Below are 23,169 nucleotides of genomic sequence, written 5' to 3'. Positions count from 1 at the left end.
TCTATTTCTTCATCGCTTGTTTGCTTCAAAATAAAAAAGTGAATCGGAAATCAACCATATTAAATAAATGAAATTTAAATTTTCACCAAATAAAAGAATTAATTTCAGCATTTTACACAATCTGTCGATATACAAAAACTAAGCCCGACTTCCTTTTATGAAGGAAATCGAGCTAATTAGACACTGCTCGCTTGACGTGTTTAATGATTAGTCACAAACACCTAGATATACGTCTGCCACACATTCAATGCCGCAGAAGCAATTCAAGTCAACGGTAATACAGCTGCTAGAAAGTCGGAAATCTCGCACTTTACAGATTTTTCTTAAATCCAGTTTGGTGCCACAGTCATTCAAAAGATCTACTTCTTTGTGATGATAATCCAAAGGTTCTAATACACGAAGTGTTGCACAGCAACCATCGAATATTTCTTCTACACGGAAGAATACAGAGAAGCAATCACAGTCTTTACGATCAGTATCGCGGAAGAAAGCTTTGAAAGGTGTACCATCTTTCGTCAAAAGCATGAATACGCGAGTATCAGCTTGATGACGAGAAGGACTTACTAATCCACCAAGTGGCTCCAAGAAGCAATTCGTTGGACATACCGGACAGTCGTTGTCCGTTGCTTGATCTTGAATGTCTTTAATTGCACGAACTACATCACAAATACATTGATCTTTCTTCTTGATGCCATGAACGGATGATGATGATGATTCCAAGTTACGCCCACATCCCATTTTTTTTCACCTCGCTCTCTTTCAGATTCTTTATACAATATGTCGATTATGGTCGATGGTCAGGGCGCGTAACCAATTTATACATAAACTTTTGAATTTACATCATACTAGGATAAAAGGTGAATTGATAATGAAAAAATTCGGACTGTTGAGCTGTATGTTATTGCTATTGGCAGGGTGTTCTGATGAAAAACCACAAGTATCTATTTATCATGTGGATGATGATCAGGAAGAAGTGGAAATGCTCAAAGAAGTTTTTCATGACAATATGAAAATAAGCGAAGCGTCGGGTGTGTTTTTTGATCATCAACTGGTTGTCTCATTGCAAGTAGAACCTTTGTCAAAATTCAGCAAAGAAAAAATTGCGAATTCAATTGAAAAAGAAGTAAAATCACTATTTCCAGACCATGAGGTGTTTGTATCCAGTGATTTGAAAATTACTTGGGAACTGAAGAAAATCATTGAAAAACAACCGACTGAAGATGCTTTAAAGAAAGATTTGGATGAACTGCGAGCATTGGCAAAGGAGAATACGTAATGGATCCCAATTCATATCAACAAACAGTGGACGAGATTGCACCGAAACGGCCCGTACTAAAGAACTGTCTGAAAGCATTTGTGACAGGCGGAATCATTTGTTCAGTTGGTCAACTCATTTCATATGTGTATATGTACTTTTTTTCTTTTACGGAGAGGACGGCCAGTAATCCAACCGTCGCAACAATGGTGTTTATTTCGATGCTTTTAACAGGATTCGGCATCTATAAAAAAATCGGCCAGTTCGGTGGGGCCGGTTCAGCTGTACCTGTAACAGGATTTGGTAATGCCGTGATTTCGGCTGCGATTGAACATAAATCAGAAGGTTTCATTTTAGGGGTCGGTGTCAATATGTTTAAACTCGCGGGACCTGTCATTGTATACGGTACTTTCTCAGCGTTTGTTGTGACCCTTATTAAAACCATTCTGGTTAAAATGGGGGTGATTTCTTGGTAAAGAATTCGCGAACGTATCAGTTTCCTTCAAAGCCAAGTATCGTTTCAACAGCCGTTGCAGTTGGTCCTCTAGAAAAAGAAAGTCCTTTTCATCCCCATTTCGACCATGTCTATGAAGATGAACGTCTTGGACAAGAAACGAACGAAAAAGGACATTCCCAGTTAATAGAAGATACCTGTAATTTGGCTATCATGAAAGGTGGATTTCAACTGCCGGATATTGATTTGTTCCTTGGAGGGGATCTAGTCAATCAAATGACACCAACAAATTTTGCGGCACGACAGCTTGCTACTCCCTATATGGGGATGTTTTCTGCTTGTGCAACAAGCATATCCTCTCTCATTACAGCGAGTTTCTTTCTTGAAACCAAGCAAATGGACCGAATTTTATTTGGTGCAGCCAGCCAGCATAATGCTGTTGAGAGACAGTTCAGATATCCAATTGAATACGGCACACAAAAACCCCCGACAGGCCAATGGACCGTAACTGGAGCAGGTTATGGCGTTCTTTCTCACAATCAAGTTGGTAAACCTTTTGTCCAGTCAGCGACAATTGGTCAAGTAGTGGATTGCGAATGTACAGATCCCCTTGATATGGGAAGTGCCATGGCGCCGGCCGCCTTTGATACAATTCAGCGACATTTAGCTCAAAATAAAGGAACTTCATATGATTTTGTTATGACAGGGGATCTTGGAAAGACGGGCTCGGCCATCTTGCAGGAATTAATCAAAACAAGTGGTGTTTCTTCCTATCTTGTTGATCAATATCGCGATGCAGGAGCAGAATTTTACGGAAATAACGATAAATTTTTATCTGGAGCCAGTGGAGCGGGTTGTTCAGCGACTGTTTATCTGGGACCAATTTATGCGGAATTATTAGCGAAGCAATATAAGAAAATCCTACTTGTAGCCACTGGTGCTTTATTATCCCCGCTTTCATTTCAACAGGGTGAATCGATTCCATGCATCGCGCATGCTGTTGAATTGTCAATGGAATGAGGTGACAATATGATCTTTTCAGTCATTACGGCTTTTATCGTTGGTGGACTCATTTGTGTAGTGGGACAACTTCTTTTTGATGTGGCGAAATTAACGCCAGCGCATACATTAAGTTTATTAGTAGTCATTGGTTCTGTTCTAGATGGGTTTGGCTTATATGAGCCTTTCATCGACTTTGCAGGAGCAGGAGCAACCATTCCGATTACTTCTTTTGGTAATTCCCTTACACATGGTGCTATGCAAGAAGCAGAAAAACATGGTTTTATCGGTGTTTTAACTGGTATGTTCGAAGTGACAAGTTCCGGTATCAGTGCAGCCATAATATTCGGCGTTGTAGCAGCACTTATTTTCAGGTCCAAAGGCAAAGTGTCCTGAGCAAAATGCCCTCCTCTTTAAAACCCGTTCGCATATCCTAATTCGAATGGGAAGGGAGGGAATCGTATGTGCGGAGGTTATAATCCTTGCGGTGGTTATCCACAAATGTATCCAGCTGGTGCTCCTTATCAAGGGTCAACATTTATCCTCATAGTTGTACTATTCATCCTATTAATCATCGTAGGGAGTAGTTTCATCACGATAGGAGGAGAATAAATGCACGACTCATTTTTTAAGAAGATCGAGCAAAAAACGGGCGTTTCGATGGACGAAGTTTTTACATTAGCCAATGCAATCCAGCATGCTGATTTTTCAGATGAACGCCAAGTGAAAAAAATCGTTCGAAAAGTATCGAAAATTGCTGGAAAACAGATTTCAAGCGATTTCGAAGACCAAATTGTTAAATCGGTTGTTCAAAAAGGAAACAAGCTAAATCTTAATGAGATAGCTAACATGATGAACCCAAGAAACGAATAAATAAAAGCACTTGTTCATATGAACAAGTGCTTTTGTTATAGTTTTTTTTGCATGGCACGATGAGGGATACCCGCATCCATAAATTCAGGTGAAGTAATTTGATAAAGGAGCTTTTCATAAAAAGGTACGGCATAAGACTGTGCATTAAGTTTAACGGTCGTTAAATTAGCTTCCTTCGCATAACTTTCCATCGTTTCCATCATCAAATTTCCTAGATGCTTACCACGATATTGAGGCAAGATACAAACACGTTCCACTTTCGCAACCCCTGGTTCAGGTTCTCGAATACGGCCGGCACCGATCGGCATTTCATCATCATACGCCACGAAATGAACAGCAGATTGATCATGTTCATCCATTTCTAAATGTACGGGCACATCCTGCTCATCCACAAAAACTTTTTGACGAACAAAGAACGCATCTTCGAGTTCTTTTGGAGTTACCACTCGTTTGGTCGTAATCAAATTAATTTTCAGCTCCAGTCAAACGGAATGTTTCGTATACCGTCCATGAGCCATCTTCAAGTTGATAAAGTAAATGTAGGCGATCAATTATTTCTTCGTGATCGACGCCAACCATTTTTAATTGACCATAAATATCGTCATGTTCACCAGATGACATTTTTTGTGCAATCGTAATATGTGGGACAAATGCATATTCCGCTTTGCCACCCATTTCTTCCGAATGTAAATCTTCATGTAAATTGATCAATTCTTCACTCGGTTCTACTTTGAAGTAGATTGCATTCGTAACTGGTGAAAACGAACTAACGCGAGTTGCGTGTAATTTGAAGGGTTTGTGACGTTTAACTACGTTGCTGATGCTTGTAGAAAGTTGTTCAATTTCAGAGTCACTTGCTTCAAAGACGCCCTTGACCGTCATGTGAGGGGTAATGAGTGCATAATGTGGATCATAACGTTTACGGTATGAGTTTGCCAAATCTTGTAGTTTTTTAGATGGGAATGCAACGACTCCATATTTCATCCTAAAAACCTCCTTTTTAGTTGAGTATTACATACTTATAGTATAGCAAATTTTCTGGATAAGGCTTCATTTGACGATTAGTGTCCAAAATTCATTTTAATCGCACGCTTTAAATCCGGTTGCCAATGCTTCCAAGTATGGTCTCCTTCAAATTCGTCATAGAACAACGAAAATCCTTTGTCTTTCATCAATGAATTTAAAACCCGATTAGGTTCCAGGAAATTTTCAGTTTCACCATTGGTTAATTTTACTACATCCTCGCCCGTACCAATAACGTGGTAAACCGAGAATGAATGAGGAGTCCGAACATTTTCAACTTTTGCTAATACTTCATCATTCACCATCGGGGAGTGTAAGAGAACTTTTCCGAATATATTGGGGTATTTAACAGCGGCGAGAAGTGAAACGGTTGCTGCTAATGAATCGCCAATCAATGCTCGTCCCATCCCGATTTGATAGGTTGGATAAGTTTGATCCAAATACGGGACGAGTTCATGTGCAAGAAAACGCAAGTACGCATCATGCTGCTCACCGGATGGGTGATATTTGCGACGACGGTCTTCCACGCTTTTATAAGGAACACCAACAATGATCATATTTTCAATTTCTTTATTCTCGAGTAACTCATCCGCAACACGGGACATTCTTCCCAATTGGAAGTAATCTTTTCCGTCAGAAGCAATTAAAACTGTATATTTATAAAGTGGTGAATAATTTGCTGGTATATAAATCAGCAGTTGCATATCTTCTTGTAAGGCGTCACTAAATAGCGTAACGTCTTGGATTGTACCTTTAGACAACGGATTAACCTCCTCTAAATCTTGCTACAGAAATTGTACCATACTGCAGTTGGAAGGTATAATTATGAATATTGACAACAAGAAACGAATGAAACGGAGATGGCATAATGGATCAAAATGGATTACGTGTACATTCGCAACAAGTTATTGATGCTACTAAACAGGCATTGGAACGTCGAGGGGTTTCCATTGAAGAAATCGCAAAAATCGTTTATGAAATGCAAATAGCATACAATGTGGGTCTTACATTGGAACATTGTATTGAATCAGTTGAAAGTGTATTGAAAAAGAGAGAAATGCAACATGCCATATTAGTAGGCATTGAGCTTGATGAGTTGGCCGAGAAGAAAATGCTTTCAGCACCATTACAACAGATAGTGGAAGCGGATGAAGGCTTATTTGGTGTTGATGAAACGATTGCGTTAGGCTCTGTATTTACATATGGAAGTATAGCCGTCACCACATTCGGTCACTTGGACAAAAATAAAATCGGTATTATTAAAAAACTGGATACAAAAATCGGAGAAGGTATTCACACGTTTTTGGATGATCTTGTAGCGAGTATAGCTGCTTGTGCTTCTTCACGCATTGCACATAGAACGCGTGATTTAGAAGAACATAATGAAACATTTGCAGACATCGAACCGGAAGAAACAGCTCCAGAAACTAAAATTGAAGGAACAACGACCTGATAAATGTGTATTTTCCCCATTTGAAGTTTCACAATATTTAACTAATGAATAATGATTCATGTTAGAATATTAGGTGTACAACTATTTCAGACTAGGGGGAATGAATCAATGAAAAAGAAGAAATTGGGAATTCTTGCTGCACTAGGCTTATCTGCGTCATTAATTTTAGGCGCATGTAGTTCAGGGGGCGAAGAAGATTACAAATTCTTAAGTATTGTTACTGGTGGAACGACTGGTACTTACTATGCACTTGGAGGCACACTGGCTCAGATCATTACGGATGAAACAGGTGTGGAAACAACTGCTGAAGTCTCACAGGCTTCTGCTGCTAACATGACAGCTTTAAAAGATGGCAAAGCTGAAATTGCTTTTGTTCAAACGGATATTGCTTACTATGCAACTGCTGGCGAGTTTATGTTTGAGGGAGATGCAATTGATTCCATCGCTGCTATCGGTGCACTATATCCTGAAACAATCCAACTAGTAACGACAGCAAAATCAGGTATTACTTCATATGAAGATCTTAAAGGTAAAAAAGTATCTGTTGGTGCTCCTGGTTCAGGGACATTTGCAAATGCTGAACAATTGTTAGAAATCCATGGTATGTCGATGGATGATATTGATGCACAAAACTTGGATTTTGGTGAGTCATCTGAAAGTCTACAATCAGGTCAAATTGATGCAGCATTCATTACGTCTGGTACACCTACGGGAGCGGTTGAGGCATTAAGCGCAACTACTGATGTGGTCATTGTACCTGTAGAAGATGATAAGGCAGATGCATTAATTGAGAAATATCCATACTATGCTAAAGAAACAATTCCTGTTGACACTTACAAGTCTACAAAAGAAGTTCCAACTGTTTCTGTATTGGCTATGTTAGCGGTAAGCAAAGAGCTTCCAGACGAATTAGTATATGACATTACAAAAGCGATTTACGAAAACACAGACAAAATTACACATCCAAAAGGCGCATTCATCAAATCTGAGACTGGTTTAGATGGAATCGATATCGATGTTCATCCAGGTGCACAAAAATATTTTGATGAAGTTGGCGCAGGAAAATAAATAATTGATGATAAGACGATGAAGCATTATGCTTCATCGTTCTTCTTCTTTCAAGAGTAAGGATGAATCGGATGGATAAACGCTTGAAAATGATTATCATAGTTTTTTCAATCATGAGTATCCTATTGAGTGCATTTATTCCTTACAAATGGAGTTTCGTATTCTTCGAGCAACGGACAACCCATCCCGTTGCCTATCTTCCTCTCGAACAAGAGAAGACTTTCCGCATACGCTACACACATTCCATCCATCTATCGGATGTCATTGAAACATATAAAGTGACAGAGAACCATGCTATTCAACTATCTTCCCTTGAATATGAAGATTTTGCTATTGGCATGCCATCCGGTGCAGGAAAAGGAGAAAAATTTGTCGAAAAAGAAGGGAAGTATTACATAACCAATATGTCGCAAGTGTTCCCTTCATTTAATATTATGGTGGGGGATGTTGATCGAGATTTGGCTTTGCGATATGAAGACAATGAATTTGATTTGAAAAAGTTTTTAAAAAGAGGCGAAACGTATACTTTCCAAGTTGCGCGCTTGTCGCTTTTTGACCAGTTGAGAGGAGTGAAGATTCGTGAGTGAAAAACTTGAGCGCAATGAACAACCAGAACAATTTGAACAATTAACTGATGAGGAACAACGTGAAATATTAGAAAAATACGACCCTGAATCTAACACACGACATTTACAAGGGGTTATGTTAAAAGTAGTGTTCTTTGGACTTTTGGCTTTTTCTCTATTCCAATTGTATACGGCTATTTTTCAGCAATTTACTGCGTACATTCAACGTTCAATTCATTTAGGGTTTGCACTATCCCTTATTTTTCTACTGTTCCCTGCTATTAAAAGAGGAAGCAAACTTAAAAGGAACAAGATTCCTTTTTACGATTATATTTTGTCCATCTTATCGGTTGGTGTAGGTTTATACTGGCCTATTATGTATAACGATCTGGTATTCCGGGTAGGTAATGTAACTCCTCTCGACTTAATAGTTGGGGTATTGGCTATTTTGCTCGTATTGGAAGCTACGAGAAGAGCAGTTGGTTTACCGATTACCATAATTGCTTCCATCTTTATTATTTACATGTTCTTCGGTCGCTATTTCCCAGGTTTCCTGGCGCACCGTGGACAAGAACTAGAAAGTGTCGTTCAACTTATGTTCTTCACAACTGATGGTATATTAGGAACGCCGTTAAGTGTATCGGCTACATTTATTTTCGTCTTCCTGTTATTCGGAGCTTTTCTGGTAAAGACAGGTGTAGGTCAGTACTTCAATGATCTTGCGGTTGCTTTTGCGGGTCATTTGATCGGTGGACCTGCCAAAGTTGCGATTTTTTCAAGTGCCTTGCAAGGAACCATTTCAGGGAGTTCAGTAGCTAACGTGGTGACATCAGGCTCATACACCATACCAATGATGAAAAAATTAGGTTATAAAAAAGAATTTGCTGGTGGAGTTGAAGCGGCTGCATCAACGGGAGGGCAGATTATGCCTCCAATTATGGGAGCAGCGGCTTTCCTAATGGTAGAATTCATTGGTGGTATTAAATATTGGGACATTGCAAAAGCAGCAGCAATACCCGCACTTTTATACTTTACAGGGATTTGGATTATGACGCATTTTGAAGCAAAACGTGTAGGTTTACGCGGATTGTCAAAAGAAGAAATGCCAAATCGCAAAGAAGTGTTAAAGAAAATATACTTATTATTACCGATAGTCGGGATTATTTTGTTTTTACTTACAGGTGTGCCGACAATGCGAGCGGCATTATACGGGATTCTCCTGACAATTTTAGTGAGTGCATTTAATAAAGAAACACGACTCGGTTTTAAGGATATTATTGAAGCCCTGGTAGATGGAGCACGAACAGCATTGGCTGTAGCAGCCGCTACTGCAGCGGCCGGTATTATCGTCGGTGTAGTTGTTAAAACAGGCCTTGGCTTAAGTTTGGCGAACGGTTTGGTATCTGCTTCAGGTGGAAATATTTTATTGACACTATTCTTGACGATGATCGCAGCAATTGTTCTTGGAATGGGGTCTCCAACGACTGCAAACTATGTTATCACGTCCACGATAGCAGCACCTGCCATCATCACGTTATTGATGCTAGATTTGCCTGAAGGCGCAGCGGTACCGATGGCAGTAGCTTTGTCGGCTCATTTATTTGTATTCTACTTTGGTATAATTGCCGATATTACGCCACCTGTCGCCTTGGCTGCATTTGCGGCATCTGGAGTGTCTGGCGGAGATCCGATAAAAACAGGAGTTGTTTCGGCCAAATTGGCGATTTCAGCGTTCATTATTCCATATATGTTCGTACTATCACCTGAGTTATTAATGATTGATACGACAATCCCTCAATTGATTTGGGTTTTGATTACTGCTATATCTGGTATGATCTCAATTGGTGCAGGTATGATTGGTTATTGGTATCGAGACGTAAAATGGTATGAACGCATTTTAGCTGTAATTGCGGGATTGCTTCTTATTTATCCAGAAGGATTATCCGACATCATTGGATTGGTAATGTTTATCACTCTATTTGCCATCCAATACTTCACACGTGATAAGAGTCATGATAAGAAAAAAGCTGTACCAGCAATTTAGGAAATTTAAAAAATCGCAGTGAGCCTCTCGTGCTCATTGCGATTTTTTTATTTGTACGGATAAACGCAGATACTAATTAATAAGAAGTAAAATCATTGGTTCTATTTGAAAGTAAACAAATGTACGAGCAAAAATTCTTACTACTTGAATATGATTTAATGTCTAGGGACAAGCTAAAGATGAATAGAATAAATGAATCCATCAACATCAACAGGAGGCGTTTAAATGGAAGATCGACTCATTGAAAGCTTGGGACAATATTTTGTGTATCATAAAATTAGAGAACGCTATGGTCTTACGTTTGAGCAATTTATAGAGAAGTGGGAACGTGGTGTCTGGCGAGCTTAATAATTGTAGAAGACGCGTCATCTCAAACGGGGTGATGCTTTTTCTTTGAAGTTTATTCACATACTTTTACAGGGTACATAATATACATAATGGGGTATAAGTGAAAACATCGAGACAATGGGTTGACATCTATTTTTATTTCTTGTAATATACCCCTAGAGGTATTAAATTACCTTTCACATTTCAAAGGAGGAATACAATAATGAATGCAGATAAATTTTTGGACGCTAAAGGATTGGCTTGTCCGATGCCAATCGTTAAAACTAGAAAATCAATGAAAGAACTTGAAAGTGGGCAAGTACTGGAAATTCATACAACAGACAAAGGCGCTGTGAATGATTTAACAGCTTGGGCTGCATCAGGTGGCCACGAAATGCTACAACATCTTGAAGAAAATGATGTGCTTAAGTTCTGGATTAAAAAAGCTTAATTTTTTAACAAGAAAAATACCTTTATGGGTATTTAGTGACTTCAAAGGAGAGATAAAATGAGTGAACAGAAAAAAACAACCATTGTTTTATTCAGTGGAGATTACGATAAAGTAATGGCAGCATATATCATTGCGAATGGTGCAGCTGCGTATGATCACGAAGTAACCATTTTCCATACATTCTGGGGTTTAAATGCATTACGTAAAGACGAAAATGTAATGGTTAAAAAAGGATTCATGGAAAAAATGTTCGGCAAAATGATGCCAAGAGGCGCAGATAAAATGGGCCTTTCAAAAATGAACTTTGCTGGTTTTGGACCGAAGATGATCAAGGATGTCATGAAAAAGCATAATGCGATGTCTTTACCAAACTTGATTGAAATGGCGCAAGAACAAGACATTAAATTGGTTGCTTGTACGATGACAATGGACTTATTAGGTCTTCAACAAGCGGAGCTATTGGACAACATTGAATATGCAGGGGTAGCAGCTTACTTGGCAGATGCACAAGATGGCAATGTGAACCTATTCATTTAATAATATAAACAAAACATTTGAGGAGGATTTATTCATGAAAGAAATGACAGCAAAAGAAGTTGAAATGAACGTCACTGAAGGTAAAACATTAAATATTATTGATGTCCGTGAAGTGGATGAAGTAGCAGCTGGAAAAATACCGGGTGCTGTAAACATTCCTCTTGGATTACTTGAATTTCGCATGAACGAGCTGGATAAATCAAAAGAGTACGTCATGGTTTGTCGTTCTGGCGGCAGAAGCGGTCGTGCTACTCAAATTCTTGAGAGCCACGGATACTCAGTTATCAATATGACTGGTGGCATGCTTTCTTACGAAGGGCAAGTACAATAATTTTTTCTGACTATAAATACCCTTAGTGGTATAAATGTGGAGGTAATACAATGAATGAAATTAAAGCAAATTTAATTTTAGATGCAAAAGGATTAGCATGTCCGATGCCAATCGTGAAAACTAAAAAAGCAATGACTACTTTAGAAGCTGGGCAAGTTCTAGAAGTTTTGGCTACAGATAAAGGGTCTACAGCGGATATTAAAGCTTGGGCTGGAAGTACTGGTCATCAGTATCTTGGCACTTTGGAAGATGGAGATGTACTAAAACATTACTTAAGAAAGTCTTCTGGTGAGGAAGCGACTGAACGAAAACATCCGAATGTTGCTACTAACGATGAACTACTAACGAAATTACAAAACAATGACAGCATTGTGGTAGTGGATGTACGTGAAGCTGCAGAATATGCTTTCGATCATATTCCAAATTCCCAATCTATTCCTATGGGTGAACTGGAATCTAGACTAAATGAATTAAATAAAGAAGATGAAATTTATGTAGTATGCCGCACAGGTAATCGCAGTGATTTCGCTGCACAAAAATTAGCTGAAAACGGCTTTACGAACGTAATTAATGTCCTGCCGGGGATGAGCCAATGGACTGGAGAAACGAAAAGTATTAACAATTAATCGCATAACGATAAACGAAAATTTACAACTAACTAGGAGGAACTAAAATGAGTAAAGTAGCAATTATCGCAAGTAATGGTGGATTATTCGATGCATATAAAGTTTTTAATATCGCAACTGCAGCAGCAGCAACAGATCAAGAAGTAGCTATCTTCTTCACTTTTGAAGGATTAAATTTGATTCATAAAGAAGCAAATCAACAACTGGCAATGCCTGAAGGAAAAGAGCACTTCGCAGAAGGATTTGCTAATGCAAACGTACCAGCTATTCCTGAATTGGTTGCAATGGCTCAAGAGCTTGATGTAAAATTCATCGGTTGCCAAATGACAATGGATGTTATGGGTCTTGAAAAAGAATCATTTGTTGATGGAATCGATGTTGGCGGAGCTGTTACATTCCTTGAATTCGCTAAAGATGCAGAAGTAACATTAACATTTTAATTTTTAGTTATGTTAAAAAATACTGTTAAAAACTAGTGCAACCTCAATTGTACAATATACAACAGTATCGTTTAACATAGCTTAATTTTTAACTAAAATAATACCGTAGGGGGTAAAAATAAATGACTGTAAAAGCAATGACTTCAAAAGAAGTTACAACAAAAGTATTTAACAAAGAAAAATTGTTTGTTTTAGACGTCCGCAACGAAGGTGATTTTCAAGATTGGAAAATTGAAGGTGAAAACTTTAGTTATCTAAATATCCCATACTTCGATTTATTGGATGGGGTGGAAGAAATCATGAATGAACTTCCTTCTGATCAAGAAATCCTGGTAGTGTGTGCTAAAGAAGGTTCATCTATCATGATTGCCGAAATGCTATCAGATGAAGGACTTGAAGTTTCTTATTTACAAGGTGGAATGAAAGCGTGGAGCGAGCATTTAGAACCGGTTAAAGTTGGCGATTTAGAAAATGGCGGAGAACTTTATCAATTTGTTCGTATTGGTAAAGGATGTTTATCTTATATGGTCGTGTCAAATGGCGAAGCAGCCATCGTAGACGCTACTCGAATGACTGATGTTTATATTCAATTTGCAGAAGGTTTGGGAGCGAAAATTACACATGTGTTTGATACACATTTGCATGCTGATCACATTTCAGGTGGACGCACAATTGCTCAAAACACGGGAGCAACATATTGGTTACCACCGAAGGATGCGACAGAAGTAATTTTTGAATACCAACCGTTGGAAAATGGGAATGATGTAACAATCGGTCACACAACGATTAATATTCATGCGTTATATTCACCAGGACACACGATTGGATCAACTTCATTTGTTGTAGATGAAAAATACTTGTTATCAGGGGATATCTTATTCATTGATTCAATCGGGCGACCAGATTTAGCTGGTATGGCAGAAGATTGGGTAAAAGATTTAAGAGAAAGTCTGTACGAACGCTACAGAAAATTATCTGAAGAGCTAATTGTTCTTCCTGCTCATTTCATGATTATCGATGAATTGAATGAGGATGGAAGTGTGTCTGAAAAATTAGGTACATTATATGCTCAAAATCATGGTTTAAATATTGATGATGAGAATGAATTTAGAAAATTAGTAACAGAAAATCTACCACCACAACCAAATGCTTATCAAGAGATTCGTCAAACAAACATGGGTATTATTAGCCCAGATGATGAAAAACAGCGTGAAATGGAAATCGGACCAAATCGCTGTGCCGTACGTTAATTTGAACAACTAATCAGTGATATTAATTGAAAGGAATCCGCCTGAGGATTCCTTTTCCTTAAAGGAGGAAAAATCATGGATTTAGGATTTATCATTACCATTTTCTTGATTGGATTCGTAGGATCATATATTTCCGGAATGCTCGGAATTGGGGGTTCAATCATTAAATATCCGATGCTCCTGTATATTCCACCAATGTTGGGATTAGCAGCATTCAGTGCACATGAAGTATCAGGAATCAGTGCGGTACAAGTATTCTTCGCAACAATCGGTGGAGTATGGGCATACCGTAAAGGTGGATATTTAAACAAATCATTAATACTTTATATGGGTGTCAGTATTCTAATTGGTAGTTTTGTTGGTAGTTATGGTTCGAAATTAATGAGTGAAGATGGAATTAATTTGATTTACGGTATTTTAGCGGCTATTGCAGCTGTTATGATGTTTATTCCTAAAAAAGGAATAGACGATATTCCGCTTGATCAAGTGAAATTCAATAAATGGATTGCTGCTTCACTTTCTTTAATCGTTGGTATCGGAGCGGGTATTGTAGGAGCTGCAGGAGCGTTTTTACTAGTTCCAATCATGTTGGTTGTGTTGAAAATTCCTACTCGGATGACGATTGCATCATCATTAGCCATCACATTTATCTCTTCAATCGGCGCTACGGTTGGTAAAGTAACTACTGGACAAGTAGATTATTATCCAGCTGCTATCATGGTTGTAGCCAGCTTGATTGCTTCTCCACTTGGCGCAATGGCAGGGAAAAAGATGAATACAAAAGTATTGCAAGTCATTCTTGCTGTATTGATTCTAGCTACTGCAGTGAAGATTTGGATGGATATCTTATAAGTTAACAGTATCTAATGCTTGTATCGGGAAGAAGGGGTTGAAATGGCAAACAAAAAATTTGTTTTTTTTGTATCATTAAGCTCAAATGCGATCAATGTATTAAAACAAGCAATCGAAATGATTGACCAAAACAATGAAGTGGCTATATTTTTTGATTTGGATGGCGCAAGAATATTGGATCGAAGGTACTTAAGAAAGCTTGATCGCACACATGGTGAGGATTTAGCTCAATTATTAACTTCGGCAAGTCAATTGGGGATTAAACTTTACGGATGCCAGATGAATATCTTAATTGCAGATGGTTTGGAATTGGTTGATGGTGCTGAACTCGCGGGAGTCGTTACTTTTTTAGAGTCAGCATATCAAGCAGATGCCGTACTGAGTTATTGAGAGGGGTACAAATGATGGAACCCAAAAAAGTAGTTGTCTTAGCTCTTCATGACGCCTTAGAATCTGCTTACCCACCCTTAAATATTGCTGTCGGTGCTGCTTCTTCTGGTGCTGACGTCATATTAGCTTTTTCGAGGAAAGGTGTTAATATTTTAGATGAAAAGTATATTCCAGTCCCTTCTGAAGGGATTGAGTATCTTTCCAATGCTCTTAATGATTTTAATGCTCCATCCATTCATGAATTACTTGAAATTGCTGTCGAAACAGGCGTGAAATTGTACGTAGTCGACCTGGATCTTAAAGAAGATATTCACTTTTTATATCCTGCCGATCAAGTACCAATTAAATGGGTGTTAAATGAAGCAGTTTCAGCAGATCTATTTGTACATTTTTAATGAAATTGGAGCTGGCTGTATAGATGGGATTAGTCGGTTTACTAAACCTTAAAAAATAGTTGATAATCGCGATACCCAATTAAAGTAGTTTCTTATCCTCACTCATAGGAGTGAGGGTTTTTTATTGGATACAAAAATGTTGAAATTGAAATTTAAGACGAAGAAAAAAGCATCACCTCATAAGAGATGATGCTTTTTTTGGAAGAATCTTTCGTTCCTTAAAGATTCTCGTGGGTTTGGCACCCAATAATCCCGACTGGGCTTAAACTTATAATCTCCTCCCTCTGTCAAGGTTAAGGAGTAAAACAATCGTTATTATTGGAAGTCAAATCATTGTAAAACGGTGTGCCAACGTTATTAAGGAAGTATAGCACGATAGACGTGATAACGCAATGCGATAATTATCCGACAATAATAGTTTTAAAGTTTTATTCACTTAATATAACAAGAAAATTATCGTTATTAATACGATATACCAAAAATATCCAACGTGGTATAATGTTGGATAATTATATAATTTACTTTGGTGTCAGTTGATAGGAAAGAATAAAATTGTTAAATGAATTCATGATGTTATCAAAAAAGTGAGGTGAAACCAATGTACTGGCTGCCGATTTTTTTAGTGATTTTTTTTGGAATTATTATGGCTGAAGTGGGAAACAGAGGGATAGCTGGGATTAGCTTTATCATAGTACTGGTTCACACGATTATTGTGAGGTTAGCTTTTTGGGATCACTCGCTCTTGTGGATGATTCTTTTCTTAACTGTCCAGTTGTGGGCCTTGTTCATCGTAACCTTTTTTCAACGTAATCGTTGGAGACGTTTTGAAAAAATGGGAAGGGATTAAGACTTACCCGTAAAAGATTGTACTTTATAGAGCTTTGTAAATCTTTAAACTGATGTTGCAATTGAGCAAAAGAATACATCAAAGACAAAGTTGAAGGGATTAGGTAAATATACCAAAAAGTGAAACCATTCACAGATTGTAGCCGTAATTAAGGTAATGGATGTACCTATTACGAAGGAGGAATCTTCATGATCATTCAAAAGGCAGGTGGCATTTTACTTCTGTTGACTTTGTTTCTGACAGGCTGTTCGGAGCAGAAGATTGAAGTAGAAGCGGTTGAAGATCCAAATATCGAAACGATTAAAAAGTACTTAGAAATTGAATTTAATGGACCGGATGAAAAAGCTATACAAGTACGAAATGACATGTTCGAAGAGACGACTGATTCTGAAAAGACTGGAATAGAGCAGTATACAGATTACATGAATGAAACCTTTAGCCCTTATGTAGAAGAAGAGGAAATTCAAGAGTTAATTTTAAAAAATCATGTATACACATATCATTATCTAGCACATGAAATCGGATACTCATTCAAGACCGATCAAATTCAGATTCATCAACAAGAAGCTTTTAAGCGGAACTATGACTATCAAGTAGATGTAACATTTGAAAAAGGCGGAGAGAAGAACGTCGCAACACTGACCGGATTCATCACAATGTCTGAGAATGGTAAAATCAGTGGAATCAAGAGCTTAAGTGATAGTGGATTTTATCAAGAGATGATCAAAATTTCTAACGTGGGTCGCGATAATGGGGCACTCGCTTTGGGAATTCTGCAGGGGCAGTTTGACAAGACCGATCATAAGCTGAATAAGTTGTGGTCCGGTTCCGAAAATCCAATGGATAATAAACCACTTGTGGAGTATTTAAATAAAAAATATAGTACCTTTTCAAAGGATGGATTGGAAAATTTTATTACCTTATTCGGGTTTGTCTATCCAGCCATTGCCGCTGAAAATGGATATGAATTAAGCGTTGGGGAAGTTGAAGTACATCAAGATGAAAATGAACCAACAAGCTATAGCACCTCGGTCGTCGTTCATTATAAAAAAGACGGCGGCGAACAAATGACCGCTACCGTTAAGGGGATTGCAAAGATTAAAGATGCAGTGGAAAAATTAGAAATCTTGGATGACGGAGGCTTGAAAGAAGATTTGCAAAAATGAGTTGGCAGGAATTCTAAAGGGATTTACAAGTGCAAGTGCGTGTGAAACTGTAAAAATAAAAAGGTGGAATGTTTGTGTGGATAGTTGACATTGCTGATGCTAATAAGTTAATGATTTATCGAGGGGAACATAAAGGAATTAACGGAATTGCTATCTTTGATCCAGATAAACAAAATCGTTCTTTTTTAGAGAAGAGATGGGCAGAAGCTGGAAGTGTTTTGACAGCATTTATGATGAATCCGAGTAAAGCGGCTCATAATGATTCTGATCCAACTGTTGACCAACTAATAAATGTTGCTAAGAAAAAAGGCTGTAACGCATTAAATGTAGTTAATGTTTCTAGTCTGATTGATGGGAACAGTAAGAATATAAAAGGTACTCATTTTCAATATAATCAAGTAAATTGGGAATTTATTTCAAATACAATGAAACGCTCCGATTATGTACTTTTAGGATGGGGAGTAAAAGGACAACTGGGTATCCTAGATCAATTGAAAATGCAGCCTTCTATTAAACAAATATTCGACACAGAGAAAGAAAAATTATACGCCTATGAAGTATTGAAGTCTAATGATAAAAAGTATAAACATCTCAATTTGTACTATGCGCCACATCCCAGACCACAAACGAATATCAAAAGATATATTGAAGCACCTATTGTCCGGATAGAGAATTTTGATTTTGAAATGTTATTTAAATAACTACTAACACATTGTGGCTTTCTTTATCTAACAATTATTAAATAATGGTAAATTTAGAAAAGAAAAAATAAAGTAATCGGTTAAAAAGAATACATATAGAAAGAGCCTTCAAACATTGATGTATCAACGTTTAAAGGCTCTTTCTATTATGATCCCGACTGGGCTCGAACCAGCGACCTCCACCCTGTCAAGGTGGCGCTCTCCCAGCTGAGCTACAAGATCGTTTTTACTAGGACAAATTCTATTATATCGTTCACAATATAATAGTCAATGACCTAGCAAAGAAATATGCGAATATTTTACTTTAAGAAATAGGTCCACTCCGTTTGTGCGCGTCCATTTACAATTGACCAGCATTCCACCGCAACAGCTTTGCCCGTTTGAGGTTCAAAGGCCAGACTGGCTCTTTGGAAAAGAGGACCCCAAGTTGTAAGAGGAACTCTATTAATCAAAGTGGAGTGAGGAACCCATTTACCAGGAAGGTAGGGGGATATTTCATTCGTATGTAAATGTGATATTAAAGAATACAATTCCCGATGGAACGTTACCAATTCTTTAGTCACAACAGGTGCCGCAAAAAAAGTTCCATTTTGTTTAAAGAAGCCTAATGATGAAAACGAAATGTCCAAAGTCTTTTGTTGTTCAACCCAGCTTTTAACTTGTTCACTTAAAGTGACTGGATTAATTTGCTCAAAAGAAAATAGGCTGAGATGTGGTGGGAGCGGAGTTTCATTGCCGCGACTTGAAGCCAAATGTAAGTCTTTACTGTCATGTTCCAATTTAGTTGAAAGTTTGTAGTCAAATCTTAACACTAATACTTGCATATTCATTTCTCCTTTATTATTCTCCAGATTTTTTGAATCCTGCCTTCATCGCTTGTTGCTCTGTACAAAACCATTTTTCCGCTTTTGTCTGCTCATAATATTTCCCTTGAGGCACGTGATAAATTTTCTTGTTTTCCCGGTTTATGTTGCCTTTTATTAAGCAGTCATTGGAGTTTTCTTTTGTTAAACCCGTTACATCCATTTCTACTTTTGTTTCATCGAATCCTCTATTTGTTACATAGTTTTCATGCTGCCAGACTCCTAAACCATCGTTCCGAGCCTTTCTTTCCGCATTTTCAAAAGCTTCTACATGCCTGTCATTTGGTGGGAATACATAAGCAACTCGAGCCAATCCTTCATTTAATAACGTTTCTTGGACGGATTTTCCGTCTGCATAGACATAAGCTAATAACCGGTTATAGTCATCGTAGCGGTCTCCATCATCAAACTCCAGGGAAATAGCAGAGTTTGATAGCAACTGGCTGTTGCGGTCACTCGCCTCATCTCCATAAGGTTGATTTCCGAGCGTTTGGTGCTGTACCTCAGGTGTATCAATCAATAAATACCTGACAGTTTCCGTCTTTCCGTTATACTTTACTTTAATGGTGTCTCCATCAATGACATTAATCAATTCCACAGGAATCATTCCGTCCGAGCTAGTTGATGATAGAGTAGTATTTGAAGTCTCTTCACAGCCCGTCAAGACTACTAGAGCTAGGAAGAGCCATATCCATATTTTCATTTGTATATCCTCGATTCTTAATGCCAATATGTATTTATTAAATATAACTGAACAGGAAGGAAACGACCATGATAGAAACTATAACTATTCGTTTAGATTTCCCATATGATTTCGAGCGCGTACTCGAGCGATTATCAATGGATCCATTAATATCATTGAACAATGATGAGCGTTACGTAATGGTACCGACTGAGGACCGCAAAATTTATAAAGTCGAAGCTATCGGTACGACAGATGAGCCTATTTTTAATATAGTTGGTCCGAAAGACGAAAAAAAAATCCGGAAAATTAAAGAAATATTTCATTTTGATCGTTCACTGGAGCCGGTTCATGAACACTTTGCTACTACTAATCTTTCTTCCATATTTGAAGAGCACCGTGGAACACCTATTATTCGGGAATTTTCTTTGTATGCAACGTTAATGAAGAGCATTATCCACCAACAATTGAATCTATCTTTTGCACATACATTAACGACCCGTTTCGTTCATACATTTGGCGAGCAAGTCGAAGGGGTATGGATATATCCAGAACCAGCACTAGTGGGTAAACTTCAAGTGGAAGACTTGCGCGAATTACAATTCAGTACGAGAAAAGCTGAGTATGTAATCGGTGTTTCCAACGCCATAGCAAGCGGAGAATTGAATCTTGAATCACTTGCATTGCTGGATGATGAAAAAATTATTGAAACGCTGGTAAACTACCGCGGCATTGGTCCATGGACAGCGGGAAGTTTTTTGCTTTTCGGATTGGGCAGGCCCAATTTATTCCCACTAGCTGATATTGGATTGCAGAACGCGTTGAAAAAACTATGGGGAGTCGCAGATAAACCGAAGGCGGCTGAAATTTCTTCCCATTTCCCAGAATGGTCTCCATATTTAAGCTACGCATCACTTTATTTGTGGAGAAGCATTGAGCAGGACTCTTTCCGAAATAGGTATGTTTCATTTAATGCTCCCAATGATACAATAATTTAAGATTAAACAATGATCTTAGGGAGTAGACAACATGAAAATTAGAGATTGGGATCGAAGTTTGAAAGCGAGGTTAATCGGGGAAGCGTTTATGAACATTACGTTTTGGATGTTTTTCCCGTTTCTAGCGATCTATTTTGCCGAGGAGTTTGGGAAAACTACTGCCGGTTTATTGCTGATTCTGTCGCAAGTATTTTCAGTAGGAGCCAATTTAGTAGGCGGATACTGTGCAGATCAATTTGGTCGACGCACGATGATGGTATTGTCCTCATTTGGTCAGGGGGGATCATTTTTCCTGTTTGCACTTGCGAATTCACCTATTTTAGATTCGCCTAGTTTAGGGTTTATCGCATTTACAATCGCCAGTATATTTGGTTCTTTATATTGGCCAGCAAGTCAGGCAATGGTAGCCGATGTCGTACCTGAAGAACACCGCAGTGATGTTTTTGCCGTTTTTTATACGTCCATAAACATTGCAGTTGTGATTGGACCAATCCTTGGAGGAATTTTCTTCTTCAGCTACAGGTTCGGATTAATGGTTACAGCTGGGCTGGTATGTATATTGCTGGCGTGGATTTTGATTAAGTATACGGAAGAGACAAACCCAGTTCGTACATCTATTGAAGGAAAAGGTGCACCAAGGGGCTTTATGCATGCTATACAAACTCAAGTGAAAGATTATGGTGTCATTTTAAATGACAAATTGTTCCTTCTTTTCATCATTGCAGGAATTCTGAGTGCACAAACGTTTATGCAACTGGATTTATTGCTGCCGGTGTATGTCAAAGAAGTTATTGGACAACAATCTTTAGGGAATTGGTTCGGATCAGATGTAAAGCTTACTGGTGAGCTAGCTTTTAGTGCACTCATCTCTGAGAATGGATTGCTTGTGGCATTGTTGACTGTTGCAGTTACACGATTTGTCGTTTCATTTAAAGAAAAAAATATTTTCTTCATTTCTTCGATTTTGTATGCTATTGCCATGGTTGTTTTTTCGCTATTTGACTTGTTTTGGGTCTTCCTAATAGCAATGGCTATTTTTACATTTGGTGAGTTAATGATTGTAGGTTTACAGCAAAGTTTTATTTCCAAACTGGCGCCTGAAGATATGCGTGGTCAATATTTTGCGGCGGCAAGTTTACGCTACACAGTTGGCCGAATGATCGCACCATTATCCATTCCATTAACTGTTTGGTTCGGATTCTTTTGGACATTTATGATCATTGCGATATTAGCCATAATAAGTGCTATTGTTTACTACTGGATGTTTTATTTGTTCGAACAAAAAAAGACAGCTTCTCCATAATCTTTAAAGGGAAGCGGTCTTATGTAGGTTGGATTCGGATTATTTTCTGCAAATTTATTGCTCCGGAGTTTCAATTTCTTCTTTATCGTTGAAATAGATGAAGGATTCTTCCTCTAGTTCAGCTAAACGTTCCTTATTGATTCCTAAGCTTAAGTTTCCCGAGAAGATAGGTTCCCACCAAGTTTCTGTTTTTAACATGTTATTTCCTCCTTTTATTGTCTTAAATGATTTAGTTGTTCTTTACCCTAAAAAGTTACACATCTAAACAACTTTTTTGATAAATACTTCTTAAGACCTTAATATGATGCAAAACTATAAGAAGGAGTGTGCGATATGAACCAAACAACATTTGCGATTATAGGCACCGGAATTGTCGGAGAACGTATTATTAATCAACTATTAGCGAATCCTAATTGCAAAATTGTCAGTGCGTTCGATGAGAATACACAACGATTACAAGAAATGCAAGAAAGGTACCAGTTGCCAATAGCAAATTCCATTGAAGAATTATTTGAGACGAAACCACACTGGGTGTATATTGGAACACCTCCTAATAGCCATGCCTCACTTGCTTTACAAGCAGCTGAAATAGGTTGCTTGATTTTATCTGAAAAGCCACTTGCTCACGATGTTGAAAGTGGGAAATTAATGGTTGAAAGTGCTAAACAAGCTAATGTTTTAACGGCGATGCATTTTCCTCTAATGTACAGTCCGGCAATTCAAACCTTAATGAATGAAGTTGCGGACCATTCTCTAGGAGAAATACTTCGTGTTGAACTTCATACATATTTCCCGCATTGGCCAAGAAAATGGCAGCAAAATCCATGGATTGGTTCTCGTGCGCAAGGTGGATTTATAAGAGAAGTATTTCCACATTATCTGCAAATCATGTATCGACTTTTTGGAAATTTTTCGTTTTCAGCTCATCAGACACATTTTCCCGAAGATGAAAATTTGTCCGAGACAGGTTCATTTGCAATTGGCAAAACGGACAACGGTATACCAATTCTGCTCAATGGGTTGAGTGGAGCGGGACATGAAGAACGCTTGGAATTTAAAGTGTTCGGATCAGAAAAAGTAATAACAATAAAAAATTGGTCAGAGTTATGGGAAAGTAAAAAGGATGAACCTGAAATGAAAATCGAGACGAATTTCACTCCAAAAACGTTGTGGGACGCCTGTCATGATGCGCGATTGGGAAAAGAAGCTTCACTTGTATCATTCGAAGAAGGTTTGATTGTACAGCGTTGGATTGATGAATTATTGAGTTGATTG

32 protein-coding genes and 1 tRNA gene are annotated in these 23,169 nt (G+C 38.1%); 25 read left to right on the top strand and 8 right to left on the bottom strand.

The genetic code is table 11. The features are described from left to right. Positions 1-207: 207 nt before the first annotated feature. Positions 208-738, bottom strand: a complete 531-nt coding sequence (locus M9R32_RS05075) for a CotY/CotZ family spore coat protein (RefSeq protein ID WP_269925651.1) — start codon at positions 736-738, stop codon at positions 208-210. Positions 739-868: 130 nt separating this feature from the next. Here M9R32_RS05075 and M9R32_RS05070 point away from each other — a divergent pair, with 130 nt between their 5' ends. The 6 genes from M9R32_RS05070 to M9R32_RS05045 all read left to right on the top strand — a co-directional run bounded on the left by M9R32_RS05070 (position 869) and on the right by M9R32_RS05045 (position 3,581). Continuing rightward, positions 869-1,276, top strand: coding sequence for a YhcN/YlaJ family sporulation lipoprotein (locus M9R32_RS05070; protein ID WP_269925650.1), 408 nt, complete (start codon positions 869-871; stop codon positions 1,274-1,276). After that, positions 1,276-1,731, top strand: a complete 456-nt coding sequence (gene spoVAC, locus M9R32_RS05065) for a stage V sporulation protein AC (protein WP_269925649.1) — start codon at positions 1,276-1,278, stop codon at positions 1,729-1,731. Before M9R32_RS05070 ends, spoVAC begins: the two co-directional genes overlap by 1 nt. After that, positions 1,725-2,729 (top strand): stage V sporulation protein AD, encoded by a 1,005-nt coding sequence (locus tag M9R32_RS05060; protein ID WP_269925648.1) that lies wholly within the window; start codon positions 1,725-1,727, stop codon positions 2,727-2,729. The genes spoVAC and M9R32_RS05060 overlap by 7 nt, the downstream gene beginning before the upstream one ends. Before the next feature lie 9 nt (positions 2,730-2,738). Further along, positions 2,739-3,104 carry a stage V sporulation protein AE gene (gene spoVAE / locus M9R32_RS05055; RefSeq protein WP_269925647.1) on the top strand — a complete coding sequence of 122 codons (366 nt, stop codon included), beginning with the start codon at positions 2,739-2,741 and terminating at the stop codon, positions 3,102-3,104. Between the two features lie 66 nt (positions 3,105-3,170). Next, entirely contained in the window at positions 3,171-3,320 is a 150-nt protein-coding gene (locus M9R32_RS05050; RefSeq protein WP_269925646.1) for a YjcZ family sporulation protein, read from the top strand. After that, positions 3,321-3,581 carry a stage VI sporulation protein F gene (locus M9R32_RS05045; protein ID WP_269925645.1) on the top strand — a complete coding sequence of 87 codons (261 nt, stop codon included), beginning with the start codon at positions 3,321-3,323 and terminating at the stop codon, positions 3,579-3,581. It begins immediately after the preceding gene. A 35-nt stretch (positions 3,582-3,616) separates the two neighbouring features. Here M9R32_RS05045 and M9R32_RS05040 read toward each other — a convergent pair whose 3' ends face one another. The 3 genes from M9R32_RS05040 to M9R32_RS05030 all read right to left on the bottom strand — a co-directional run bounded on the left by M9R32_RS05040 (position 3,617) and on the right by M9R32_RS05030 (position 5,365). Further along, entirely contained in the window at positions 3,617-4,045 is a 429-nt protein-coding gene (locus M9R32_RS05040; RefSeq protein ID WP_269925644.1) for a GNAT family N-acetyltransferase, read from the bottom strand. Between the two features lies 1 nt (position 4,046). Next, the gene (locus M9R32_RS05035; protein WP_269925643.1) at positions 4,047-4,565 is read right to left on the bottom strand and encodes a YjcG family protein; all 519 of its coding nucleotides are present in this window, start codon (positions 4,563-4,565) and stop codon (positions 4,047-4,049) included. Positions 4,566-4,642: 77 nt separating this feature from the next. Then, positions 4,643-5,365 carry an alpha/beta hydrolase gene (locus M9R32_RS05030; protein ID WP_269925642.1) on the bottom strand — a complete coding sequence of 241 codons (723 nt, stop codon included), beginning with the start codon at positions 5,363-5,365 and terminating at the stop codon, positions 4,643-4,645. Positions 5,366-5,472: 107 nt separating this feature from the next. Between M9R32_RS05030 and M9R32_RS05025 the strand changes: the two genes are divergently transcribed. The 16 genes from M9R32_RS05025 to M9R32_RS04950 all read left to right on the top strand — a co-directional run bounded on the left by M9R32_RS05025 (position 5,473) and on the right by M9R32_RS04950 (position 18,048). Beyond that, positions 5,473-6,057 (top strand): phosphatidylglycerophosphatase A family protein, encoded by a 585-nt coding sequence (locus tag M9R32_RS05025; RefSeq protein ID WP_269925641.1) that lies wholly within the window; start codon positions 5,473-5,475, stop codon positions 6,055-6,057. Between the two features lie 108 nt (positions 6,058-6,165). Continuing rightward, the gene (locus M9R32_RS05020) at positions 6,166-7,125 is read left to right on the top strand and encodes a TAXI family TRAP transporter solute-binding subunit (protein ID WP_269925640.1); all 960 of its coding nucleotides are present in this window, start codon (positions 6,166-6,168) and stop codon (positions 7,123-7,125) included. Positions 7,126-7,196: 71 nt separating this feature from the next. Beyond that, positions 7,197-7,712 (top strand): DUF1850 domain-containing protein, encoded by a 516-nt coding sequence (locus M9R32_RS05015; protein WP_269925639.1) that lies wholly within the window; start codon positions 7,197-7,199, stop codon positions 7,710-7,712. After that, a complete protein-coding gene (locus M9R32_RS05010) occupies positions 7,705-9,735 on the top strand; it encodes a TRAP transporter permease (RefSeq protein ID WP_269925638.1) in 2,031 nt (676 codons plus the stop codon). The genes M9R32_RS05015 and M9R32_RS05010 overlap by 8 nt, the downstream gene beginning before the upstream one ends. Before the next feature lie 225 nt (positions 9,736-9,960). After that, positions 9,961-10,083 carry a hypothetical protein gene (locus M9R32_RS05005; protein ID WP_269925637.1) on the top strand — a complete coding sequence of 41 codons (123 nt, stop codon included), beginning with the start codon at positions 9,961-9,963 and terminating at the stop codon, positions 10,081-10,083. A 202-nt stretch (positions 10,084-10,285) separates the two neighbouring features. Beyond that, positions 10,286-10,513, top strand: coding sequence for a sulfurtransferase TusA family protein (locus tag M9R32_RS05000; RefSeq protein ID WP_269925636.1), 228 nt, complete (start codon positions 10,286-10,288; stop codon positions 10,511-10,513). Between the two features lie 57 nt (positions 10,514-10,570). Continuing rightward, entirely contained in the window at positions 10,571-11,050 is a 480-nt protein-coding gene (locus M9R32_RS04995) for a DsrE/DsrF/DrsH-like family protein (RefSeq protein ID WP_269925635.1), read from the top strand. A 34-nt stretch (positions 11,051-11,084) separates the two neighbouring features. Next, positions 11,085-11,381: a rhodanese-like domain-containing protein gene (locus M9R32_RS04990; protein WP_269925634.1), complete on the top strand. Its 297-nt coding sequence runs from the start codon at positions 11,085-11,087 to the stop codon at positions 11,379-11,381. Positions 11,382-11,431: 50 nt separating this feature from the next. Then, entirely contained in the window at positions 11,432-12,007 is a 576-nt protein-coding gene (locus M9R32_RS04985) for a sulfurtransferase TusA family protein (RefSeq protein WP_269925633.1), read from the top strand. A 47-nt stretch (positions 12,008-12,054) separates the two neighbouring features. Beyond that, positions 12,055-12,447 carry a DsrE/DsrF/DrsH-like family protein gene (locus M9R32_RS04980; protein ID WP_269925632.1) on the top strand — a complete coding sequence of 131 codons (393 nt, stop codon included), beginning with the start codon at positions 12,055-12,057 and terminating at the stop codon, positions 12,445-12,447. A gap of 122 nt (positions 12,448-12,569) precedes the next feature. After that, positions 12,570-13,697 (top strand): MBL fold metallo-hydrolase, encoded by a 1,128-nt coding sequence (locus M9R32_RS04975; RefSeq protein WP_269925631.1) that lies wholly within the window; start codon positions 12,570-12,572, stop codon positions 13,695-13,697. Positions 13,698-13,772: 75 nt separating this feature from the next. Then, positions 13,773-14,549 carry a sulfite exporter TauE/SafE family protein gene (locus M9R32_RS04970; RefSeq protein WP_269925630.1) on the top strand — a complete coding sequence of 259 codons (777 nt, stop codon included), beginning with the start codon at positions 13,773-13,775 and terminating at the stop codon, positions 14,547-14,549. 42 nt (positions 14,550-14,591) lie between these two features. Further along, on the top strand, positions 14,592-14,939 hold the full coding sequence (locus M9R32_RS04965) for a DsrE/DsrF/DrsH-like family protein (RefSeq protein WP_269925629.1): 348 nt from the start codon (positions 14,592-14,594) through the stop codon (positions 14,937-14,939). A gap of 11 nt (positions 14,940-14,950) precedes the next feature. Further along, on the top strand, positions 14,951-15,334 hold the full coding sequence (locus tag M9R32_RS04960) for a peroxiredoxin family protein (RefSeq protein ID WP_269925628.1): 384 nt from the start codon (positions 14,951-14,953) through the stop codon (positions 15,332-15,334). Between the two features lie 1,035 nt (positions 15,335-16,369). Beyond that, entirely contained in the window at positions 16,370-17,347 is a 978-nt protein-coding gene (locus M9R32_RS04955; protein WP_269925627.1) for a hypothetical protein, read from the top strand. 74 nt (positions 17,348-17,421) lie between these two features. After that, positions 17,422-18,048 (top strand): DUF1643 domain-containing protein, encoded by a 627-nt coding sequence (locus tag M9R32_RS04950; RefSeq protein ID WP_269925626.1) that lies wholly within the window; start codon positions 17,422-17,424, stop codon positions 18,046-18,048. A gap of 149 nt (positions 18,049-18,197) precedes the next feature. Here M9R32_RS04950 and M9R32_RS04945 read toward each other — a convergent pair. The 3 genes from M9R32_RS04945 to M9R32_RS04935 all read right to left on the bottom strand — a co-directional run bounded on the left by M9R32_RS04945 (position 18,198) and on the right by M9R32_RS04935 (position 19,614). Beyond that, positions 18,198-18,270, bottom strand: a tRNA-Val gene (locus M9R32_RS04945). A 77-nt stretch (positions 18,271-18,347) separates the two neighbouring features. Continuing rightward, positions 18,348-18,872, bottom strand: coding sequence for a 2'-5' RNA ligase family protein (locus M9R32_RS04940; protein WP_269925625.1), 525 nt, complete (start codon positions 18,870-18,872; stop codon positions 18,348-18,350). Between the two features lie 16 nt (positions 18,873-18,888). Next, positions 18,889-19,614 (bottom strand): thermonuclease family protein, encoded by a 726-nt coding sequence (locus M9R32_RS04935; protein ID WP_269925624.1) that lies wholly within the window; start codon positions 19,612-19,614, stop codon positions 18,889-18,891. Positions 19,615-19,682: 68 nt separating this feature from the next. Here M9R32_RS04935 and M9R32_RS04930 point away from each other — a divergent pair, with 68 nt between their 5' ends. Both M9R32_RS04930 and M9R32_RS04925 read left to right on the top strand, forming a co-directional pair. Continuing rightward, a complete protein-coding gene (locus M9R32_RS04930; RefSeq protein ID WP_272508279.1) occupies positions 19,683-20,591 on the top strand; it encodes a DNA-3-methyladenine glycosylase family protein in 909 nt (302 codons plus the stop codon). A 31-nt stretch (positions 20,592-20,622) separates the two neighbouring features. Next, positions 20,623-21,894 carry an MDR family MFS transporter gene (locus M9R32_RS04925; RefSeq protein WP_269925623.1) on the top strand — a complete coding sequence of 424 codons (1,272 nt, stop codon included), beginning with the start codon at positions 20,623-20,625 and terminating at the stop codon, positions 21,892-21,894. 54 nt (positions 21,895-21,948) lie between these two features. Here the strand turns inward: M9R32_RS04925 and M9R32_RS04920 are convergent, their stop codons facing one another. Further along, positions 21,949-22,092 (bottom strand): hypothetical protein, encoded by a 144-nt coding sequence (locus M9R32_RS04920; protein ID WP_269925622.1) that lies wholly within the window; start codon positions 22,090-22,092, stop codon positions 21,949-21,951. 135 nt (positions 22,093-22,227) lie between these two features. Between M9R32_RS04920 and M9R32_RS04915 the strand changes: the two genes are divergently transcribed. Beyond that, on the top strand, positions 22,228-23,166 hold the full coding sequence (locus M9R32_RS04915) for a Gfo/Idh/MocA family protein (protein WP_269925621.1): 939 nt from the start codon (positions 22,228-22,230) through the stop codon (positions 23,164-23,166). The last annotated feature ends 3 nt before the right edge of the window (positions 23,167-23,169 follow it).

Source organism: Paenisporosarcina quisquiliarum (assembly GCF_027563315.1).
Classification (GTDB): domain Bacteria; phylum Bacillota; class Bacilli; order Bacillales_A; family Planococcaceae; genus Paenisporosarcina; species Paenisporosarcina quisquiliarum.
This window is presented reverse-complemented; position numbering and strand designations above follow the sequence as displayed.

Coding starts and splice junctions, on each gene's coding strand:
- M9R32_RS05075 (WP_269925651.1), bottom strand. CDS start 738: ATGGGATGTGGGCGTAACTTGGAATCATCATCATCATCCGTTCATGGC.
- M9R32_RS05070 (WP_269925650.1), top strand. CDS start 869: ATGAAAAAATTCGGACTGTTGAGCTGTATGTTATTGCTATTGGCAGGG.
- spoVAC (WP_269925649.1), top strand. CDS start 1,276: ATGGATCCCAATTCATATCAACAAACAGTGGACGAGATTGCACCGAAA.
- spoVAE (WP_269925647.1), top strand. CDS start 2,739: ATGATCTTTTCAGTCATTACGGCTTTTATCGTTGGTGGACTCATTTGT.
- M9R32_RS05050 (WP_269925646.1), top strand. CDS start 3,171: ATGTGCGGAGGTTATAATCCTTGCGGTGGTTATCCACAAATGTATCCA.
- M9R32_RS05045 (WP_269925645.1), top strand. CDS start 3,321: ATGCACGACTCATTTTTTAAGAAGATCGAGCAAAAAACGGGCGTTTCG.
- M9R32_RS05035 (WP_269925643.1), bottom strand. CDS start 4,565: ATGAAATATGGAGTCGTTGCATTCCCATCTAAAAAACTACAAGATTTG.
- M9R32_RS05025 (WP_269925641.1), top strand. CDS start 5,473: ATGGATCAAAATGGATTACGTGTACATTCGCAACAAGTTATTGATGCT.
- M9R32_RS05020 (WP_269925640.1), top strand. CDS start 6,166: ATGAAAAAGAAGAAATTGGGAATTCTTGCTGCACTAGGCTTATCTGCG.
- M9R32_RS05015 (WP_269925639.1), top strand. CDS start 7,197: ATGGATAAACGCTTGAAAATGATTATCATAGTTTTTTCAATCATGAGT.
- M9R32_RS05005 (WP_269925637.1), top strand. CDS start 9,961: ATGGAAGATCGACTCATTGAAAGCTTGGGACAATATTTTGTGTATCAT.
- M9R32_RS05000 (WP_269925636.1), top strand. CDS start 10,286: ATGAATGCAGATAAATTTTTGGACGCTAAAGGATTGGCTTGTCCGATG.
- M9R32_RS04995 (WP_269925635.1), top strand. CDS start 10,571: ATGAGTGAACAGAAAAAAACAACCATTGTTTTATTCAGTGGAGATTAC.
- M9R32_RS04990 (WP_269925634.1), top strand. CDS start 11,085: ATGAAAGAAATGACAGCAAAAGAAGTTGAAATGAACGTCACTGAAGGT.
- M9R32_RS04985 (WP_269925633.1), top strand. CDS start 11,432: ATGAATGAAATTAAAGCAAATTTAATTTTAGATGCAAAAGGATTAGCA.
- M9R32_RS04980 (WP_269925632.1), top strand. CDS start 12,055: ATGAGTAAAGTAGCAATTATCGCAAGTAATGGTGGATTATTCGATGCA.
- M9R32_RS04975 (WP_269925631.1), top strand. CDS start 12,570: ATGACTGTAAAAGCAATGACTTCAAAAGAAGTTACAACAAAAGTATTT.
- M9R32_RS04970 (WP_269925630.1), top strand. CDS start 13,773: ATGGATTTAGGATTTATCATTACCATTTTCTTGATTGGATTCGTAGGA.
- M9R32_RS04965 (WP_269925629.1), top strand. CDS start 14,592: ATGGCAAACAAAAAATTTGTTTTTTTTGTATCATTAAGCTCAAATGCG.
- M9R32_RS04960 (WP_269925628.1), top strand. CDS start 14,951: ATGATGGAACCCAAAAAAGTAGTTGTCTTAGCTCTTCATGACGCCTTA.
- M9R32_RS04955 (WP_269925627.1), top strand. CDS start 16,370: ATGATCATTCAAAAGGCAGGTGGCATTTTACTTCTGTTGACTTTGTTT.
- M9R32_RS04940 (WP_269925625.1), bottom strand. CDS start 18,872: ATGCAAGTATTAGTGTTAAGATTTGACTACAAACTTTCAACTAAATTG.
- M9R32_RS04935 (WP_269925624.1), bottom strand. CDS start 19,614: ATGAAAATATGGATATGGCTCTTCCTAGCTCTAGTAGTCTTGACGGGC.
- M9R32_RS04930 (WP_272508279.1), top strand. CDS start 19,683: ATGATAGAAACTATAACTATTCGTTTAGATTTCCCATATGATTTCGAG.
- M9R32_RS04925 (WP_269925623.1), top strand. CDS start 20,623: ATGAAAATTAGAGATTGGGATCGAAGTTTGAAAGCGAGGTTAATCGGG.
- M9R32_RS04920 (WP_269925622.1), bottom strand. CDS start 22,092: ATGTTAAAAACAGAAACTTGGTGGGAACCTATCTTCTCGGGAAACTTA.
- M9R32_RS04915 (WP_269925621.1), top strand. CDS start 22,228: ATGAACCAAACAACATTTGCGATTATAGGCACCGGAATTGTCGGAGAA.